Raw genomic sequence first — 18,080 nt, 5'->3', positions numbered from 1 at the left:
CACACTGCGGATATGAAAAAAGGGACCCGCGGGTCCCTTTTCAATTTAACCGGCGGTTTTGAGTTCCGCCTGCAAACGTTCGTATTTGGCTTGCAACTCTTCCTTGCTCTCACGCCATTCCGGATTGAACGGAATACAACTGACTGGACAAACCTGCTGGCATTGCGGCTCGTCGAAATGCCCTACGCACTCGGTACATTTGGTCGGATCTATCTCGTAGATCTCCTGCCCCATGTATATCGCATCGTTCGGGCACTCAGGCTCGCATACATCGCAGTTGATGCATTCATCGGTAATTAGCAGAGCCATGATGCACTCTCCCCTATCACCGTATTTCCGCTCAACACATGAGTCATTAGCAGAGCCATAACAAACGTAATTCCTGATTAACCCTGTGCCGCGATTTTCTCTTTCAGCCATTTATCGACTGACGGGAAAACGAATTTCGACACATCACCGCCGAGGGTGGCGATCTCACGCACTATCGTACCAGAGATGAACTGATACTGATCGGACGGGGTCAGGAACAGGGTTTCCACGTCTGGCAGCAGGTAACGGTTCATGCCGGCCATCTGGAATTCATATTCAAAGTCGGAGACCGCGCGCAAGCCACGCACGATCACGCGGGCATCATGCCGGCGCACAAAATCCTTCAGCAAGCCGGAAAAACTTTCCACATGCACATTCGGGTAATGACCGAGGACTTCGTTCGAAATCGTCAGGCGTTCTTCCAGCGAAAAGAAAGGCTTCTTGTTGCGGCTGTCGGCAACGCCGACGATCAACTTGTCAAACAGACCCGAGGCACGACGCACCAGGTCTTCATGACCGCGCGTCAGTGGATCGAATGTTCCAGGATAGATGGCTGTAACCATTTTGGCTCCGTAGGGTGGCTGTGGTTGTCAGCTCGCGGAAAGCACGCGGCGCATGCGCCGGATGAGTAGCAAAGATCGATGTTTTGCTGCTAGTTTCTACACAGCGCGCCAGCGCGCTATGGACACCGCAAATAACTGAAAGCGCATTATGCCTGAACTTCAGGCAATTTTTTTGATTGCAAAAGATGGTAAAAAACCATGCCCGCATTGTCGGCACGGACAATTTCCCAATCCGCCAGCCATTCCGGCGGCGTATCCGAGACCAGAGACTCCTCGGATTCGACGTAAACGATGCCGTCTTTAGCCAGCAATTGGGCGCAGCCGGGCAGCATTTTTTCCAGCCAGTTCTGGTGGTAAGGCGGATCGAGGAAAATCAGGTCGAACTTGGCCGCATTGCGCGCCATGCCTTGTATTGCTGTTAATGCATCACCGCGCACAATGCTGAGCTGCTCGGCGCGCAGTTTTTCCTTGGTAGCTTCCAGTTGCCGCACTGCCGGTGTATGCATTTCCACCATGACCACCTGTGCCGCACCGCGACTGGCCGCCTCGAAACCCAATACGCCGGTACCGGCAAACAGGTCCAGGCATTTCACCCGGCTCCAGCTACCGTCTATCAGGTGATTGATCCAGTTAAATACCGTCTCGCGCACGCGATCCGGGGTCGGGCGCAAACCCTCGACATCCAGCACCGGTAAAGGCGTACGTTTCCACTGTCCGCCTATGATGCGCACCTGGTGCGTCATGGTCGGGCGTGGCTTGTGCGCAGGTTTCTTAGGTGCTGGTTTGGAACTGGGCTTCTTCGGCATGGCGGGCGACGGCGGACAGGGTCAGCCGTGGAAAAGTATTTGCAGCGTGGATTGTAATGAGTACAACCCACGCGCGCCAGTGTAGATGCCCGGAAATGCTGGCTAATGCTTATTTTTCAGCAGCACCGACCACTACTGTTGCCAGTTTATCCAGTTGGATCTTGCGCTGGAAGGCCGCTTTGACTTCTGCTGCCGTCACCTTGCTCACCTTGTCGGTCCAGGTATCGAGGTAATCCAGTGGCAAATCGTAGAAACCTATTGCCGCAATATTCTCCAGGATCTTTTTATTGCTATCGATACGCAAGGCGAAACCGCCGATCAGATTATCTTTCGCCGCTTTCAGTTCAGCCGGAGTCGGGCCGTCACGCAAATAATCGGCAACCGTGGAACGCACTACCTGCAAGGCCTGGTCCGCCTGTTCTTTCTTGGTTTGCAAGGAAATCTGGAACGGGCCGGGCTGCGCCATCGGAATGAAGTAACTGCTGACGCCATATGACAGGCCGCGTTGCTCACGCACCTGTTGCATCAGGCGCGAAACAAAGCCACCGCCACCCAATACATAGTTACCAACCGTCAACGCAAAATGGTCCGGATCATGCCGCGCCATGCCCGGCATGCCGATCAGGATATGCGCCTGACTCGCCTGGTGTGAAATCCGTTCTTCTTCACCCGGCGCTATCGTCACCGGAGGCAATGGCGGCAAGGCCTCGCCCTGCGGCAAACGTTGCGTCAATTGCTGTGCAATCTGGTCGGCTTCGGCACGTGTCACGTCACCTATCAGCGCCACTACAGCACGATTGGCAACATAGTATTTGGCATGGAAAGCCAGCAAATCGTCACGCGTGATCGCTTCTATCGACGCTACATCAGCTTGCTGTCCGTAAGGATGGCTGCCATATAAACGTTTGCTGAATGCCTTGCCGGCAATAGCTTCCGGCTTGGTCAGGCTTTCCTTGATCGCGGAAATCGTACGCGTCTTGTCGCGCTGCAGGAATTCTTCCGGGAAGCTCGGATAAGCCAGCACGCGTGCCAACAACGATACTGCAGTCTCACGCTCTGTCACCAGCGTGCGCAAGGTCGCACCGGCGCGATCATCGTCGAGGCGGCCACCGCGTTGTGCCGCGGTATCAGCGAAGGCATCCGAAATCTGCGCCTCGCTCAGCGCACCTTCATTGCCTGTCGGCGCTGCATGTATGCCACGCGCCAGCATCGCCCCCGTCAGTGCCGCGGTGCCGGATTTACCGGCCGGATCGCGCCGTGAACCGGCGTCGAAATCCACGCTGACATCCAGCATCGGTATCGTATGGTTTTCGACAAAGAGTACGCGTGCACCATTGTTCAAGGTCCACGATTGGATCTGCAATGCCGCATACGAGGCATTGCAAGCTACACACAGCACGACGCTGCTAATTATTTTTAACATCAGGACTCCGGAATTCTGTTGGAAGACAGCTTGTATCTTTATTGCCGACGGCGGGTGATATCGATTAATGACGCAAACCGGCAGGCGCTGCCGCCGGCTTTTTCTCTGTCATCGGCAATGGCACCAGGGTGCCTACCGTCAATGCATCGTCGCCAAAATATTTTTGCGCCACCGCTTGCACCTGTTGCGGCGTCACGGCACGCAATTTCTCAATCACGCGGTCGGTATCCTTATACGAGAAGCCGGACATTTCCATCACGCCTATCTCCATCGCCTGGCCGAATACGGAATCGCGCTTATAAATCTGCGCTGCAATCAGCTGGGTTTTAACGCGCTTCAATTCGGCTTCGGACACGCCTTCATTGGCGATGCGCTCAACTTCGGCACGCAACAGTTTTTCCAGTTGCTCGGTAGTCGTGCCTTGTGCCGGTGTGCCATCCAGTATGAATAAGACCGGACCACGCGCAATGCCGGAGTAGGATGCGCCCACATCGTTGGCAACGCGGTCGGTACGCACCAGCTTCGCGCTCAGGCGCGCATTGTCGTAGCCGTCGAGGACTGCCGACAGCACATCCAGTGCATACGCATCGTCGTCCTTGGCGATATCACGCAAGGCCGGCACTTTGAACGCCAGTACCACATAGGGATTTTCCGCCGGCGCCTTGACTGTCACGCGCTTGATGCCTTCTTGTGGCGGTTCGTTTTGCGGGCGCGTACGGGTCAGGGTTTTCGCCGGATAGGAACCGAAATATTTCTGCGCCAGTGCAAACACTTGCTTGGGCTCGACGTCGCCGGATACCACCATCGTTGCATTATTCGGCGCATACCAGGTGTCGTGCCACGCTTTCACATCATTGACCGTCATATTCTGCAAATCATCCATCCAGCCGATGATGGGATTGCGATAAGGGTGCACCGCATAAGTCGTGGCTGCCAGTGCTTCATACAGTTTGGAAGTCGGCTGGTCGTCGGTGCGCAGGCGGCGCTCTTCCATCACGACGCGGATTTCCTTCGCGAATTCATTCTTGTCGAATACCAGGTTGGCCATGCGGTCCGCTTCCAGCGCCATCACTGCTTCCAGCTTCGATTTCTCGATTTGCTGGAAGTAAGCTGTGTAATCCTTGCTGGTGAAGGCATTTTCCCGGCCGCCAAGCTGGGCGACGCGTTTACTGAATTCGCCCGGTTTCAGCTTCTTGGTGCCCTTGAACATCATGTGTTCCAGCGCATGCGCCACGCCGGTCACGCCATTGCGTTCGTCGACCGAGCCGACGCGGTACCAGACCATATGGGCGACAGTCGGTGCCCGGTGATCTTCATTGACGATGATCTTCATGCCATTTTTCAGCGTGAACTCTTCAGTTTGTGCGGCATTTGCCCACAAGGGGGTCAAAACGACGGAGGCCGCCAACAGCAATGTTCTGATACTCAATTTCATGACCTTCGCTCTGATAGAATACGTCGATTGTATCCGCTTACCTGCAACATACCGGCAAGCGCCTCTGACCGCTGTTCTGACTCCATTCGAGATGTTTAGTTTCTTCAAGAAAAAACCGCAAGAACCCGCGCCCGCGCCGCAAGCACCGATCGCCCCCGTGAGCGAGGAGCTGGCCGCAAGCATTCCGGCACCATCGCCGGAAGCCGCCGCCGCCGCAGTGCAGGCTGAAATCGTTCCGGCCGTCACCCCGGCCGAGCAAAAGCAATCGTGGATGGCACGCCTCAAGGTCGGCCTGTCCAAAACCTCGTCCAACCTGACCACCCTCTTCGTCGGCGCCAAAATAGACGACGATCTGTACGAAGAGCTGGAATCGGCGCTGCTGATATCGGATGCCGGTGTCGATGCCACGCAATTCCTGCTGGATGCACTCAAACGCAAGGTCAAGAATGAAAAACTGACCGAAGCGGCACAGGTGAAAACCGCCCTGCGCAGCCTGCTGCTGGAAATGCTCACGCCTTTGCAAAAACCGCTGGTATTGGGTCAGCACCAGCCGCTGGTCATGATGATTACCGGCGTCAACGGTGCCGGCAAGACCACCACCATAGGCAAACTGGCCAAGCATTTGCAGGCACACAATCAATCGGTACTGCTGGCCGCCGGCGATACCTTCCGTGCCGCCGCCCGTGAACAATTGACGGTCTGGGGCCAGCGCAACAACGTGACCGTGATCGCGCAGGAATCCGGCGATCCGGCCGCTGTCGCTTTCGACGCCGTGCATTCAGCACAGGCGCGCGGCACCAATGTCGTGATGGTCGATACCGCCGGCCGCCTGCCGACCCAACTGCACCTGATGGAAGAGCTGAAGAAGGTCAAGCGCGTGATGGCCAAAGGCATGGCGAGCGCCCCGCATGAAATCCTGCTCATCATAGACGGCAACACCGGACAAAACGCGCTGACCCAGGTAAAAGCCTTCGACGATGCACTCGGCCTGACCGGCCTGGTCGTCACCAAACTCGACGGCACTGCCAAAGGCGGCGTGCTGGCGGCGATTGCGCGCGCGCGGCCGATCCCGGTCTACTTCATCGGCGTCGGTGAACAGATTGAAGATTTGCAACCGTTTAATGCACAGGAATTTGTAGAAGCGCTATTGGGCTAACAACATCGATGATTGAATTCCACCAGGTTACAAAGAAATACACGCAAAACGTCACTGCTCTGTCCGACATCACATTGTCGGTCGGCAAAGGCGAGCTGGTCTTCCTCGCCGGTCCGTCCGGTGCAGGCAAATCCACGCTATTGAAACTGATCGCCGCGATGGAACGCCCGAGTGAAGGCTCGGTCGTCGTCAGCGGACACGACATCAGCCGCATCAAAACTTCCGGCCTGCCCTACCTGCGCCGCAATCTCGGTTTGATTTTCCAGCAACAGCGTTTGCTGGCAGACCGCAGCGTGCTGGCCAACGTCATGCTGCCGTTGATCGTTTGCGGTGCTTCACGGCCGGATGCCGAACGCCGCGCGCGTGCCGCACTGGATAAAGTCGGCTTGCTGGATATGGCAAGCTCCGGACCGCTTACGCTGTCCGGCGGTGAGCAACAGCGCGTGGCCATCGCCCGCGCCATCGTCAACCGCCCACAAATCATCCTGGCCGATGAACCTACCGCCAACCTGGATCGCGCTGCCGCGAACAAGGTACTGGATGCGCTGAAGGCCTTCCACTCGGTCGGCGTCACCTGCCTGATTTCCACCCACGATGAACAATTCCTCGATACCGCGACCCGCGTGATTTATCTCGACCATGGCCGAATCATTGAAAGCTGGCGCAGAACAGCAACCCAGGAGCCCGCATGAATAGCTGGCTCAGACATCATGGCTTCGCGCTCGGCGACGCCTTCCGTCACTTGTTCAAGACCCCCGGCAACTTCCTGCTGAACGTATTGGTGGTATCAATTGCATTGGCGCTGCCCTTCGCCGGCATGACGCTACTGGAAAACGTACGCCCGGTATCCGAGCAACTGGCGGTAGAACCGGAAATCAGTATCTTCATGGCGATGGATACCCCGCGTGAACGGGCGACTGCCATAGCACCGGAAATCCGCCGCATCGCGCAGGAAGCCAAACACCCGGTCAAACTGGAATTCATCCCGCGCGAAAAAGCACTCAGCACGCTAAAGAATAAAACCGGGCTGGACGATGCGATTTCAACACTGGGAGCCAATCCCTTGCCGGACGCTTATGTGGTCAAGATGACCGGCTTCCAGAATGACGGCGACGCCAAGAAAATCAAAGCCATCGTCGAAAAGCTGCAAGCCATCAACGGCGTCGAATATGTACAAATGGATTCGGCCTGGGTTGAACGGCTGGCGGCCTTGCTGCAAGTCATGCGCCTGATCCTGATCTTCCTCGCCACCACGCTCGGCGTAGTCGTGGTTGCCGTGGTCTTCAATACAATACGCCTGCAGGTCATGACGCAGCGTGAAGAAATTGAAGTCTCGCGCCTGGTCGGTGCCACCGACTCCTTCATTTGCCGGCCTTTCTATTACACCGGTGCCCTGCTCGGCCTGATCGCCGGTGGCGTCGCCCTGATCGCAGTCGCACTGGCCTTGAATCCGCTGAACGCGGCAATCGCCGATTTCGCCCGCCTCTATGCATCCGAGTTCCGCCTGGCACCGCTGGACCTGGTGCCGACATTGATACTGTTGGCCGCCAGCGCTTTCCTCGGTTTACTGGGCGCATTGCTTTCCGTACAGAGGCATTTGGCACGACTGCATTAAGCACCATGTGAGCGCACACTGACTTATGTTTTTATCTGTGCCACGCAACAAATAAAAAGGGACCTGAACAGGTCCTTTTTTATTTCCCAAAAGAAATGCAAATCTTCGTCAAAATCGGGCTGTCAGACGCAACTTCTGGGTCAGAAAGCTCTCTAATCCCTGCAAGAAAAGAGCAATAATGATTAAAAAAGCAATAGTGTTTAGGCTATCAGCTTAGTAAAAAACGCTCATTAGCACTCATTTCAAGAGAGTGCTAATATAGCTATTCAAAGCAGTTTAGTTCACAGAAACAAATTGGTTTCTGACTGAAACTTAGCAAGGAGAACGCATGAAAGCAGTATCTGCATCTACCGCATTGGTTCCTAACAGCAATATGCTGGCATTGGGATTTTCTGGTGCGCTGGGCAATATTGACGCTTACATCTCGGCGGTCAATCGCCTCCCTATGCTGACGCACGAAGAAGAAATGTCTTTGGCGCGTCGCCTGCGCGACGAGAATGATCTCGGTGCCGCGCAAAAACTGGTGCTCTCGCATCTGCGCCTGGTCGTCTCGATCGCCCGCGGCTATCTGGGCTACGGCTTGCCGCACGCAGACTTGATCCAGGAAGGCAATATCGGCTTGATGAAAGCCGTGAAGCGTTTCGACCCTGATCAAGGCGTACGCCTGGTTTCGTATTCGATGCATTGGATCAAGGCAGAAATGCATGAGTACATCCTGAAAAACTGGCGTCTGGTGAAAGTCGCGACGACCAAAGCACAACGCAAATTGTTCTTCAATCTGCGCAGCCACAAAACCGGCCTCGATTCGATGACGCCGGATCAGGTCGATGAACTGGCGAAAACGCTGAACGTCAAACGGGAAGAAGTCATAGAGATGGAAACCCGCTTGTCCGGTCGCGATATCGCACTGGAAGCGCCGACTGACGATGAAGACGACAAGTTTGCGCCTATCGCTTACCTGTCTTCAGATATGCAGGAACCGACCAAGGTGCTGGAATCGCAGCAGTTTGATCGCCTGCAAACCGAAGGCTTGTCGAATGCTTTGGGCAAACTGGATGCACGTTCGCGTCGCATCGTTGAAGCGCGCTGGCTGGCGAACGACGATGGCTCCGGTGCAACCTTGCATGAATTGGCTGATGAGTTCGGCGTATCGGCAGAACGTATTCGCCAGATCGAAGCAGTCGCACTGAAAAAAATGAAAGGCTCGCTGGCCGCTTACGCTTAAGCAGTCATAGCAGCAAACAAAAAAGGCGCTCCTCGGAGCGCCTTTTTTATGCCTGTCTTCTTTACGTTTTCTCTGCCAGTAAAGTCTTCAGATCCTGCACGATAGGGTCTATACCCTGGCCGTGACGTATGAATAAGCGGATGCGGCCTTGCGGGTCAAACACATAGCTGCCGGCGGTGTGATCGACGGTATAACTACCCGGTGTCTTGCCCGGCACTTTTTGATAAAACACTTTGAATTCTTTCGCCACTTTCTCGGTCTCTGCGAGGTCGCCGCGCAAGCCGAGGAAGCGTGGATCGAAAGCCGGTACATACTGCGCCAGCAAGGCGGCGGTATCGCGCTCAGGGTCGACGGTCACAAACAAGACCTGCACCCGGTCCGCATCCGGTCCCAGTGCCTTCATCACATTCGACATTTCCATCATGGTCGTCGGGCATACATCAGGACACTGTGTGAAACCAAAGAATACGACAACTGCCTTGCCCTTGAAATCGGCCAGCGTGCGCAGCTTGCCATTGTGATCGTGCAGCGAAAATTCCTTCGCATATCCGAGCCCGGTCAGGTCGGTGTTATTGAAAGTCACTTGTTTCGCTTTATCGCTGCAAGCACTCAAGGCCAGCACTGCAGCGCACATCATCAGGAAAGAACGGAAGCGCATTTTTCAGAATCTCAAATAGTGGTCGACCAACAAGGCCGCAAACAGCAGGGATAGATAGATGATCGAATAAGCGAACATCTTGCGCGCAATCATATCGGTGTAATGGCGATAAACCTGCCATGCATACCAAACGAAAATGATATCCAGGATCGCCACCGACACCAGGTAAATCAAACCGCTCATACCGACCGCAAACGGCAACATGGTGGTTGCGACCAGGGCGATGGTGTAGAGCCAGATATGGAATTGGGTGAACTCGGTGCCATGCGTGACCGGCAGCATCGGTAAACCGGACTTTGCATACTCATCACGACGGTACAAGGCCAGCGCCCAGAAGTGCGGCGGGGTCCAGATGAAGATAATCAAAACCAGTATCCACGCCTGCATCGGCAAATCATTTGCCACCGCGGCCCAGCCCAATGCAGGCGGCATCGCACCGGACAGGCCACCGATCACGATATTCTGCGGCGTCGCCGGTTTCAGGATGATGGTGTAAATCACTGCATAACCGACAAAGGTGGCAAAGGTCAGCCACATCGTCAGCGGATTCACAAAGTTGTACAACACCCACATGCCTGCGCCACCGATCACACCTGAAAACACCAGTGTTTGCAGCACGGTAATTTCGCCGCGTGCCATTGGACGTCGGGCGGTGCGTGCCATGCGTGAATCGATCTCGCGCTCGACCAGGCAGTTAATTGCAAATGCGGCGCCCGCCAGTAACCAGATACCGATTGTTGCAGACACGACAATCTTCCAGCTTGGCAACTCAGGTGTTGCCAGGAACATGCCGATGACGGCGCAAAAAACCGCCAGCTGCGTCACACGCGGCTTGGTCAGGGCCCAGTACTGGGCGATACGATTCGGAGATACGGTCAGAGTAGTCATGCGTTGTCGTTGGGTGCAGCCGATAAGCGCGTATCAAGTTGATCCGGCCCACGATTTGTCCCGGCAGCACCGGGGATTCTAGCCTTGTAGTTTAACATGACCAGCAAGAGGACAAGCAGCGCTGCACAACCATTGTGCGCGACCGCCAGCGCCAGCGGCCATTTCAATGAAACTGTGGCAATACCTATCGTGATTTGCAATGCCAGCGCCGCCAGCACACCACGTGCAATCGTCTGCAAACCTTCGATCTTGTAGGCCTTGTAGCAAACCCAGGCGATGTATCCGGCCATGACAAAGGCAAACACCCGGTGCGTCCAGTGGATCGCTGTCAAAGCCGGGAACGGCAGGTATTCGCCATCCGCTGTCATGCCGAGGCTGCGCCACAGCGTGAAGCCGTTTTCAAAATCCATCTGCGGGATCACCGCACCGTGGCATAAAGGAAAATCGCTGCAGGCCAGCGCCGCGTAATTGGTGCTGACCCAACCACCCAGCGCAATCTGGAAACTGAGCAAAATCAGGGCGATCAGCGCCGGGATACGCAAGGCATAAGCTGCGGCGGCGACCGGTGGATGCTCCTTTTGCCGTGCGCCAACCCAGGCCAGCATGCCGAGCAAGGTCATGCCTAACAAGAGATGGATAGTGACAATGACAGGCTGCAGCTTCATCGTCACTGTCCACGCGCCAAAGGCACCCTGGATGCAGACGAAAATCAGCAAGGCCACCGGAAAATGCGGCGAAAACTTGTGCACGCTGCGGCCGCTCTGCAACCAGAAGCGCCAGGAAATCACCACGATCGCGATGATGAGCACACCTATGCCCATCGCCAGGTAACGATGGATCATTTCGACCCAGGCTTTCATCACGGTGACCGGACCATCCGGCATCAATGCCTCGGCGGCACGTATATGTTCCATTGCCTGCAATGGATTGGCATGACCGTAACAACCGGGCCAGTCAGGACAGCCGAGGCCGGAATCCGTGAGGCGCGTGAAAGCACCAAACATGATCACATCGAAGGTGAGGAATAAAGTCACCCACACCAGCTTGCGATATTTATCCGGGTCCTTCGACGACCAGACAATGACAAAAGCCAGCAAGGCAACAAAGATGCCCTTGCTGCCCAGTTGGAACAAAGTGCCGGAATCAACCAATTGCAGAAGCCTTTAATAATTTGTACAAATCTTTTTTGACCTTGTTCGGGTCAGCGTCTTTCGGGAAGCGCATCATCAGGTGTCCGAGCGGATCTATCATATAGATGTGGTCGGTAATGCTGCTGCCGGCATCGGTCGGCAACCACGCACGCACCAGCTCTTCTTTCACGCGCAACATATCGGTGCCGTCAAATTCGCGGATCAGGATGGTATCGACCGGCTTGTCATCGGTGATCAGCCACACGCGTTCGATACGGTCCATTTCCTTGCCCTGCGCCAGGCGCAGCTGGCGCATATCATGCAATTTCTTTTCGCAGGATGCTTCACACTCGGCGCCACTGACGTGCAGCATCACCCATTTGCCCTGATAGGACTCCAGCGTAGCCGGTTTCTTGTCCAGTGTGGTCGCGCCCAGCGTCGGGATCGGATAATCACGCGGATCAATCAGGGTGCCGTAATTGGTACGGCTCTGTGGCTTGATCACATAGTAGGTGAAGTAAGACAGGATGATAGGTGCCGCACAGACCAGAATCACGGCAAATAATTTCCAGCGTCCCTTGTTTTTATTTGGTTCCACGTCGAATTCCTGTCACAACAAAAAATATAAAAGCCATTGCAGCCAAGCCATACCACTGGAAGGCATAACCGCGATGTTTGTCCACACCGGAAGATGGTACCGGCCAGTCACGCACCAGACCGTCACCGGTATCCGTCAACTGTTCAAGAACAATAGGTGACATCTGCAAACCGCTGGCGGCGGCAAAGCCTGCCACATCGAGGTTTTGCACGATCGCATGGGGACGCGGCGCGTCCACCTCACCCAATTGCATCACATGGCCAATATCACGGCGCGCGACACCTTCAATTTGTAACTGGCCATGCGGCGTAACGATAGCGGGCATTTTAGTGCGGTCTGCCACATTACGTGGAATCCAGCCGCGCGCCACCAATACATGCAACCGGCTACCGGCGACTTTGAATGGCATCAGCAGGTAGAAACCGGCGACGCCATTATGCGGGCGGTTATCCAGATAAACCGGCCAGTCCTGCAGGAATTCACCTTGGACTGAGAGGCGGCGGAATTCGATATCGTCAGGATTAAGCGCGGCGTCGCTTAACTGCAAGGAAGCGGCGGCTTGCCGTTCATGGATTTTTTGTTCGATGGCAATTTTCTCGGCAGCGCGCCTGGTTTGCCATTGTCCCAACGACAGGCCGATCGCCACCGCAATAGCTGCGGCAACAAATGGAATGAGCCTAAATCGAAAGGTGAATCGCATTACAATGTCACTTTACTCAATACATTCTGCGTCGGATGACGGCGTACCCGAAGGCCCGGCCAACCCATCCCTTATGCCATGAAAATCATAGTCGCCATTGCTTTCATCCTGATCCTCGGCAGCCTGGGTTCGGCGCTATTCTTCCTGATGAAAGACAAGGGTAAAAGCAATCGCACGGTCAAAGCCCTGACGATGCGGGTAGGATTTTCAGTCGCACTGTTTATCCTGGTACTGCTGGCCTATAAATTTGGCCTGATCCAGCCAACCGGCATACGCTGACCCAGATACATCAAGGCGCTTGCCTCTTGCATAACATGTCGCCCCGATCGCAAAAAAGCCGCACCGAAGTGCGGCTTTTTCATGTCCCGCGCTTACTGCCCGCGTGACTTACAGCCAATAGACCACGACATACAAACCGAGCCAGACGACGTCAACAAAGTGCCAGTACCAAGCGGCGCCTTCAAATGCAAAATGATTGTCTGCAGTGAAGTGGCCTTTCAATACACGATACAGCACCACGCTCAACATGATCGCGCCGAGGGTCACGTGGAAACCGTGGAAGCCGGTCAGCAGGAAGAAGGTTGAACCATACACACCCGAAGTCAGTTTCAGGTTCAGCTCGGTGTAAGCGTGCATATATTCATAGACCTGGAAGCCCATGAAGATCGCGCCCAGCAGGATGGTTGCTGCCAGCCAGAATGCCGTCTTGCCGCGATGGTTTTCACGGATCGCATGATGCGAAATGGTCAGCGTCACACCGGACAACAAGAGCAAAGCGGTGTTGATGGTTGGAATCCAGAATGGACCCATGGTGGTAAATGGCTCTACCGTACCGGCCGGACCGACATTACCCCAGTGTGCGGCAAAGTCTGGCCACAGGATCTTGTTGTCCAGGTCGCCAAGCCAAGGCATCGCAATGCTGCGCGCATAGAACAGGGCGCCGAAGAATGCGGCAAAGAACATGACTTCGGAGAAAATGAACCAGCTCATGCTCCAGCGATAGGAAGCATCGATGCGCTTGCTGTACATGCCGCCTTCGGATTCCGAAATAGCGTCGCCGAACCAGTAGTACAGCACTACGAGGAAGCCGATCAGGCCCGCAAACGTGGCATAAGATCCCCAGGCTGCATCATTTACCCAGCCCGACGCACCCAGCATCATCACGAGCAACGAAGTTCCCGCTATCGCTGGCCATTTGGACGGGCCAGGCACGAAATAGTAAGGCGCATTCGCGTGTTGAGCACTCATCTCCATCTCCCAATACAAAATTCAAGTAGTGACGCCATCAGGACAATTGCATGTCGCAAACAACGCGTTAAATTTCATTTCGACTATCGGCTCTGACTAGCTGGCCGACTTCTTCTTTTTACTATTTATCCTGCTACTGCCTGTTTCAATTCTGTCGGCTTCAGCTCTGCCTTCTTCTCACGCCCTGCGATCTCAAAGAAAGTATAGGACAAGGTAATCGTCTTTACATCCTTGGGTAAAGCAGGATCCAGGTAAAACACTACCGGCATCTGCTTCGCCTGGCTGGCTTCCAGAGTTTGCTGCTGGAAACAGAAACATTCCACTTTCTTGAAATGCGCTGCCGCCTGCTGTGGTGCATAACTCGGGATTGCCTGTGCTTCTACGCTGCGGGCCTGTGTATTGACTACTTCATACACGATCTGGGCCATTTCGCCCGGATGCACCTGCATGCTGTTTACCGTAGGGCGGAAACGAAACGGTCCTTGCGTATTCGCATCAAACTCAACCGTGATCGTCCTGCTCTTGTCGACTTGCGAATTATCAATCGGTTTTACCTTCATCTCTTGCGAGGTCAGGATATTGACACCTGTAATTTCACAAATCTGTTTGTATATCGGTACCAGCAGATAACCAAAACCAAACATCATCACAGCAATCACAACCAGCTTGCCAAACATCTGGGTATTTAACTTACTGTGCTTCTGATCATCTGTCTGGTTTTCCATCTCTGCCCTAAATAAACCACAAGCGTTTTGCGATCACGCCGAACATGAACATCGCGGCGATGACCCCGAGTATCAGGGCGGTGCGCAAATTACGCTTTTTTTGTTCCGTCTTCAAATCCGACATCGCAATGTGGCGGGCTCACGCCCGCCACTCCGTTTATTTAACTGTTGGAGGAACTTCAAATGTATGGAAAGGAGCCGGGCTAGGCACCGTCCATTCCAGACCTTCAGCACCATCCCAAGGTTTCGCTTCTGCCGGCACGCCGCCTTTGATTGAAGGTATGACCACCGCGAACAGGAAGTACACCTGCATCAAGCCGAAGCCCAGGCCACCAATCGACGCGATCATGTTGAAATCGGTGAACTGCGCCGGGTAATCAGCGTAACGACGTGGCATACCGGCCAATCCCAGGAAGTGCATAGGGAAGAAGGTGATGTTGAACAAAATCAGCGAACCCCAGAAGTGGATCTTGCCGCGGGTTTCGTTGTACATGAAACCGGTCCACTTCGGACCCCAGTAGTAGAAACCGGCAAACAGCGCGAACAAGGAACCAGCCACCAGCACGTAGTGGAAGTGAGCCACCACGTAGTAGGTATCCTGCAACTGGATATCGATAGGTGTCACCGCCAGGATCAGGCCGGTGAAGCCGCCCATCGTAAATACAAAGATGAAGCCGATGGCGAACAGCATAGGTGTCTCGAACGTCATCGAGCCCCGCCACATGGTTGCCACCCAGTTGAAAATCTTCACGCCGGTTGGCACCGCGATCAACATCGTCGCGTACATGAAGAACAACTGTGCAGTGACCGGCATACCGGTAGTGAACATGTGATGCGCCCATACCATGAAGGACAGGATCGCGATCGAAGCGGTTGCGTACACCATCGATGCATAGCCAAACAACTGTTTGCGCGCAAAGGTAGGAATGATGTGCGAGACGATGCCGAAAGCCGGCAAAATCATGATGTACACCTCTGGATGTCCGAAGAACCAGAAAATGTGCTGATACATGACAGGATCACCGCCACCAGCCGCATTAAAGAAGGACGTACCGAAGTGACGATCGGTCAGGGTCATGGTGATCGCACCAGCCAGAACCGGCATCACGGCGATCAGCAGGTAGGCGGTAATCAGCCAGGTCCAGCAAAACATCGGCATCTTCATCAGGGTCATGCCAGGCGCGCGCATGTTGAGGATGGTCACGATGATGTTGATCGAACCCATGATCGACGATGCACCCATGATATGCAGGGCGAAAATCGCCATGTCCATACCAGGCCCCATTTGGGTCGACAGCGGTGCATACAGGGTCCAGCCGGCAGCAGTTGCACCACCAGGAACCAGGAAGGACACCGCCAGCAGGATCGCTGCCGGTGGCAGCAACCAGAACGAGAAGTTGTTCATGCGGGCAAATGCCATATCGGACGCGCCGATTTGCAGCGGCACCATCCAGTTGGCGAAACCAACGAAAGCCGGCATGATCGCGCCGAACACCATCATGATGCCGTGCATGGTGGTCAGCTGGTTGAAGAACTCCGGTTGCATCAATTGCAGGCCTGGCTGGAACAACTCGGCGCGTATCAACATCGCCAGGAAGCCACCGGACAACAACATTACGAACGAGAACCACAGGTAAAGCGTACCGATATCCTTGTGATTGGTCGCGAATACCCAACGGCGCCAGCCATGCGGATGATCGTGCGCATGGTCATGGTCGTGCGAGTGATCGTGTGCGTGATCGACTGCGGTTGTACTCATCTCTGTCTCCCGATTCTATTACTTACGCGCAGCCAGCACTTCTGCTGGTTGGACAATGTTTTCCGAGGCCTTATTCGACCAATGGTTGCGGGTATAAGTAATCACCGCGGCAATTTCGGTATCCGACAATACCGGTTTCCAGGCCGGCATCGCGCCCTTGCCTTCCATCACCATGTGGATGTTGGCGGCTTTTGGTCCGGTCACAATCGGCGATGCATCCAGTGCCGGGAAGCTGCCCGGTACACCTTTACCGTTGGCCTGGTGGCAAGCGATACAGTTGGCGGTATAGACTTTTTCGCCGCGCTGTACGAGCTCGTCCACGGTCCATGTCTTGGTAGGATCATCGGCGTTGGCAGCCATTTCCTTCTTCTTGCCGTCTACCCACGCCTTGTAGTCTTCATCGCTGACGACATTGACGACGATAGGCATGAAAGCATGGTCCTTGCCGCACAGCTCGGCGCATTGACCACGGTAGGTGCCGATTTTTTCAGCCTTGAACCAGGTGTCACGTACGAAACCCGGGATCGCATCCTGCTTGACGCCGAAAGCCGGGATCATCCAGGCGTGGATCACGTCATTCGCGGTCAGCACGATACGGATTTTTTTGTTGACCGGTACGACCACTGGATTGTCGACTTCGATCAGGTAGTTTTCGTTTTTGACTTTGGTGTTGTCGACGATCTGTTCACGCGGGGTGGACAGATTAGAGAGGAAGTTGATGCCTTCGCCTTCGCCGTTGAGGTAGTTATATCCCCATTTCCACTGCATACCGGTGGCTTTAATGGTGATATCCGCATTCGAGGTGTCTTTCATCGCCACCACGGTTTTGGTCGCCGGCAGCGCCATACCGATAACGATGAGGAAAGGAACCACGGTCCATGCGATTTCGACTGCGGTGCTTTCATGGAAAGTCGCCGACTTATGACCGAGCGACTTGCGATGCTTGAAGATGGAGTAAAACATGACGCCGAACACAGCGACGAAAATCACCAGACAGATGATCAGCATCAAGGTGTGCAGCGAATAGATTTGTTCCGCGATCTGCGTTACAGGTTCGTGGAAATTGAGCTGACGCACTGCAGGTCCGCCCGGACTATCGGTCACCGCCCACGACGGCATACCAGCCGCCAGGAACGACGCACCAAGCATCAAAGATTGAAGGCGCTTCGCATGTTTCATGATTTCCTCAAAAGCCCAAATTAAGAATTCTTTTAACAACCAGGCATAACTGCAGACCCCAGCTCCTGACGCAGCTCACGGATGAACTCACGCCTCTTGTATTCTGTCAGGAATCGCCCCACTTCAACACGCGTACCGGAGGATTCCAGACCTATCAATCGATGCCGCTTCGCTGGCGGATCGACTTTCGTGCAATGACGTATTAGCTTAAATTGCCGTGCTTTATCGGCTTGAATTAGATGTATTACCAACAGATCGTCGGTTAGGACTATGTGTTCGCAATCGGTAGCATGGCGTGCATAACAAAGAAAAGCGCACCCTACAGCCGCTAATTCAATTACTGCAAAACCTAAGATGTACCACGCCCCGCGCCAGGTGAAGGAAAGCGCAATGATCAGGGACACCACACATAACACTGAATAAGCCTGCATCAGTTGTCGTGGTGATATCGAACAATTACGTTTCAATAACCATTCTCGGTTGGCCATAGCACACCGCCTGAACGGTTTGCGCAAGCAAGCTGCACTCACGCAAAACCGTCGAAGTATAAGTCGGAAAGGGTTTTGTTATCAAGTATAAAAACAAATGACAACAGCTCCCATTTTCAGTACTTTTTACCGCCTTCAAATACCCCGAACACACATAAGCGGCGCGCTGCTTTTA

At 54.5% G+C, this 18,080-nt stretch carries 21 protein-coding genes; 5 read left to right on the top strand and 16 right to left on the bottom strand.

Annotation, left to right across the window (positions count from 1 at the left end):
- Window positions 1-45 precede the first annotated feature (45 nt).
- From ACFQPC_RS15000 to ACFQPC_RS14980, 5 genes are all read right to left on the bottom strand, one after another.
- Window positions 46-309, bottom strand: coding sequence for a YfhL family 4Fe-4S dicluster ferredoxin (locus ACFQPC_RS15000; protein WP_012080977.1), 264 nt, complete (start codon window positions 307-309; stop codon window positions 46-48).
- A 77-nt stretch (window positions 310-386) separates the two neighbouring features.
- Window positions 387-872: a pantetheine-phosphate adenylyltransferase gene (coaD, locus tag ACFQPC_RS14995; RefSeq protein WP_012080978.1), complete on the bottom strand. Its 486-nt coding sequence runs from the start codon at window positions 870-872 to the stop codon at window positions 387-389.
- A gap of 146 nt (window positions 873-1,018) precedes the next feature.
- Entirely contained in the window at window positions 1,019-1,678 is a 660-nt protein-coding gene (gene rsmD, locus ACFQPC_RS14990) for a 16S rRNA (guanine(966)-N(2))-methyltransferase RsmD (RefSeq protein WP_382272666.1), read from the bottom strand.
- Window positions 1,679-1,787: 109 nt separating this feature from the next.
- On the bottom strand, window positions 1,788-3,101 hold the full coding sequence (locus tag ACFQPC_RS14985; protein WP_382272665.1) for a M16 family metallopeptidase: 1,314 nt from the start codon (window positions 3,099-3,101) through the stop codon (window positions 1,788-1,790).
- A gap of 64 nt (window positions 3,102-3,165) precedes the next feature.
- Window positions 3,166-4,536, bottom strand: a complete 1,371-nt coding sequence (locus ACFQPC_RS14980; RefSeq protein ID WP_382272664.1) for a M16 family metallopeptidase — start codon at window positions 4,534-4,536, stop codon at window positions 3,166-3,168.
- A gap of 91 nt (window positions 4,537-4,627) precedes the next feature.
- On the opposite strand from ACFQPC_RS14980, the gene ftsY reads away from it, so the two are divergent.
- The 4 genes from ftsY to rpoH all read left to right on the top strand — a co-directional run bounded on the left by ftsY (window position 4,628) and on the right by rpoH (window position 8,532).
- Complete coding sequence (ftsY, locus tag ACFQPC_RS14975) at window positions 4,628-5,692, top strand: signal recognition particle-docking protein FtsY (protein ID WP_382272663.1); 1,065 nt, start codon at window positions 4,628-4,630, stop codon at window positions 5,690-5,692.
- Between the two features lie 8 nt (window positions 5,693-5,700).
- Window positions 5,701-6,384: a cell division ATP-binding protein FtsE gene (locus ACFQPC_RS14970; protein WP_382272662.1), complete on the top strand. Its 684-nt coding sequence runs from the start codon at window positions 5,701-5,703 to the stop codon at window positions 6,382-6,384.
- The gene (gene ftsX / locus ACFQPC_RS14965) at window positions 6,381-7,307 is read left to right on the top strand and encodes a permease-like cell division protein FtsX (RefSeq protein ID WP_382272661.1); all 927 of its coding nucleotides are present in this window, start codon (window positions 6,381-6,383) and stop codon (window positions 7,305-7,307) included. Before ACFQPC_RS14970 ends, ftsX begins: the two co-directional genes overlap by 4 nt.
- Before the next feature lie 328 nt (window positions 7,308-7,635).
- The gene (rpoH, locus tag ACFQPC_RS14960; RefSeq protein ID WP_012080985.1) at window positions 7,636-8,532 is read left to right on the top strand and encodes an RNA polymerase sigma factor RpoH; all 897 of its coding nucleotides are present in this window, start codon (window positions 7,636-7,638) and stop codon (window positions 8,530-8,532) included.
- A 61-nt stretch (window positions 8,533-8,593) separates the two neighbouring features.
- On the opposite strand, the gene ACFQPC_RS14955 is transcribed toward rpoH, so the two are convergent.
- From ACFQPC_RS14955 to ACFQPC_RS14935, 5 genes are read right to left on the bottom strand one after another with little or no spacing between them, the layout of a single operon-like run.
- On the bottom strand, window positions 8,594-9,190 hold the full coding sequence (locus tag ACFQPC_RS14955) for an SCO family protein (protein WP_382272660.1): 597 nt from the start codon (window positions 9,188-9,190) through the stop codon (window positions 8,594-8,596).
- 3 nt (window positions 9,191-9,193) lie between these two features.
- On the bottom strand, window positions 9,194-10,078 hold the full coding sequence (gene cyoE / locus ACFQPC_RS14950; RefSeq protein ID WP_382272659.1) for a heme o synthase: 885 nt from the start codon (window positions 10,076-10,078) through the stop codon (window positions 9,194-9,196).
- Complete coding sequence (locus ACFQPC_RS14945; RefSeq protein WP_382272658.1) at window positions 10,075-11,229, bottom strand: COX15/CtaA family protein; 1,155 nt, start codon at window positions 11,227-11,229, stop codon at window positions 10,075-10,077. Before ACFQPC_RS14945 ends, cyoE begins: the two co-directional genes overlap by 4 nt.
- The gene (locus ACFQPC_RS14940) at window positions 11,222-11,806 is read right to left on the bottom strand and encodes an SCO family protein (RefSeq protein ID WP_382272657.1); all 585 of its coding nucleotides are present in this window, start codon (window positions 11,804-11,806) and stop codon (window positions 11,222-11,224) included. Before ACFQPC_RS14940 ends, ACFQPC_RS14945 begins: the two co-directional genes overlap by 8 nt.
- On the bottom strand, window positions 11,793-12,506 hold the full coding sequence (locus ACFQPC_RS14935; RefSeq protein ID WP_382272656.1) for an SURF1 family protein: 714 nt from the start codon (window positions 12,504-12,506) through the stop codon (window positions 11,793-11,795). Before ACFQPC_RS14935 ends, ACFQPC_RS14940 begins: the two co-directional genes overlap by 14 nt.
- Before the next feature lie 78 nt (window positions 12,507-12,584).
- Here ACFQPC_RS14935 and ACFQPC_RS14930 point away from each other — a divergent pair, with 78 nt between their 5' ends.
- Window positions 12,585-12,785 carry a twin transmembrane helix small protein gene (locus tag ACFQPC_RS14930; RefSeq protein ID WP_012080991.1) on the top strand — a complete coding sequence of 67 codons (201 nt, stop codon included), beginning with the start codon at window positions 12,585-12,587 and terminating at the stop codon, window positions 12,783-12,785.
- 108 nt (window positions 12,786-12,893) lie between these two features.
- On the opposite strand, the gene ACFQPC_RS14925 is transcribed toward ACFQPC_RS14930, so the two are convergent.
- The 6 genes from ACFQPC_RS14925 to ACFQPC_RS14900 form a co-directional block, all read right to left on the bottom strand.
- The gene (locus ACFQPC_RS14925; RefSeq protein ID WP_382272655.1) at window positions 12,894-13,754 is read right to left on the bottom strand and encodes a cytochrome c oxidase subunit 3; all 861 of its coding nucleotides are present in this window, start codon (window positions 13,752-13,754) and stop codon (window positions 12,894-12,896) included.
- Window positions 13,755-13,879: 125 nt separating this feature from the next.
- On the bottom strand, window positions 13,880-14,479 hold the full coding sequence (locus tag ACFQPC_RS14920) for a cytochrome c oxidase assembly protein (RefSeq protein ID WP_382272654.1): 600 nt from the start codon (window positions 14,477-14,479) through the stop codon (window positions 13,880-13,882).
- 7 nt (window positions 14,480-14,486) lie between these two features.
- Window positions 14,487-14,603, bottom strand: a complete 117-nt coding sequence (locus ACFQPC_RS14915) for a cytochrome oxidase small assembly protein (RefSeq protein WP_382272653.1) — start codon at window positions 14,601-14,603, stop codon at window positions 14,487-14,489.
- Between the two features lie 33 nt (window positions 14,604-14,636).
- Window positions 14,637-16,238 carry a cytochrome c oxidase subunit I gene (gene ctaD, locus ACFQPC_RS14910; RefSeq protein WP_382272652.1) on the bottom strand — a complete coding sequence of 534 codons (1,602 nt, stop codon included), beginning with the start codon at window positions 16,236-16,238 and terminating at the stop codon, window positions 14,637-14,639.
- Window positions 16,239-16,256: 18 nt separating this feature from the next.
- Entirely contained in the window at window positions 16,257-17,417 is a 1,161-nt protein-coding gene (coxB, locus tag ACFQPC_RS14905; protein WP_012080995.1) for a cytochrome c oxidase subunit II, read from the bottom strand.
- Between the two features lie 32 nt (window positions 17,418-17,449).
- Window positions 17,450-17,905 carry a DUF2244 domain-containing protein gene (locus tag ACFQPC_RS14900; RefSeq protein WP_041296675.1) on the bottom strand — a complete coding sequence of 152 codons (456 nt, stop codon included), beginning with the start codon at window positions 17,903-17,905 and terminating at the stop codon, window positions 17,450-17,452.
- Window positions 17,906-18,080 lie beyond the last annotated feature (175 nt).

This window comes from Herminiimonas glaciei (assembly GCF_042664955.1).
GTDB classification, from domain to species: domain Bacteria; phylum Pseudomonadota; class Gammaproteobacteria; order Burkholderiales; family Burkholderiaceae_D; genus Oxalicibacterium; species Oxalicibacterium glaciei.
This window is presented reverse-complemented; position numbering and strand designations above follow the sequence as displayed.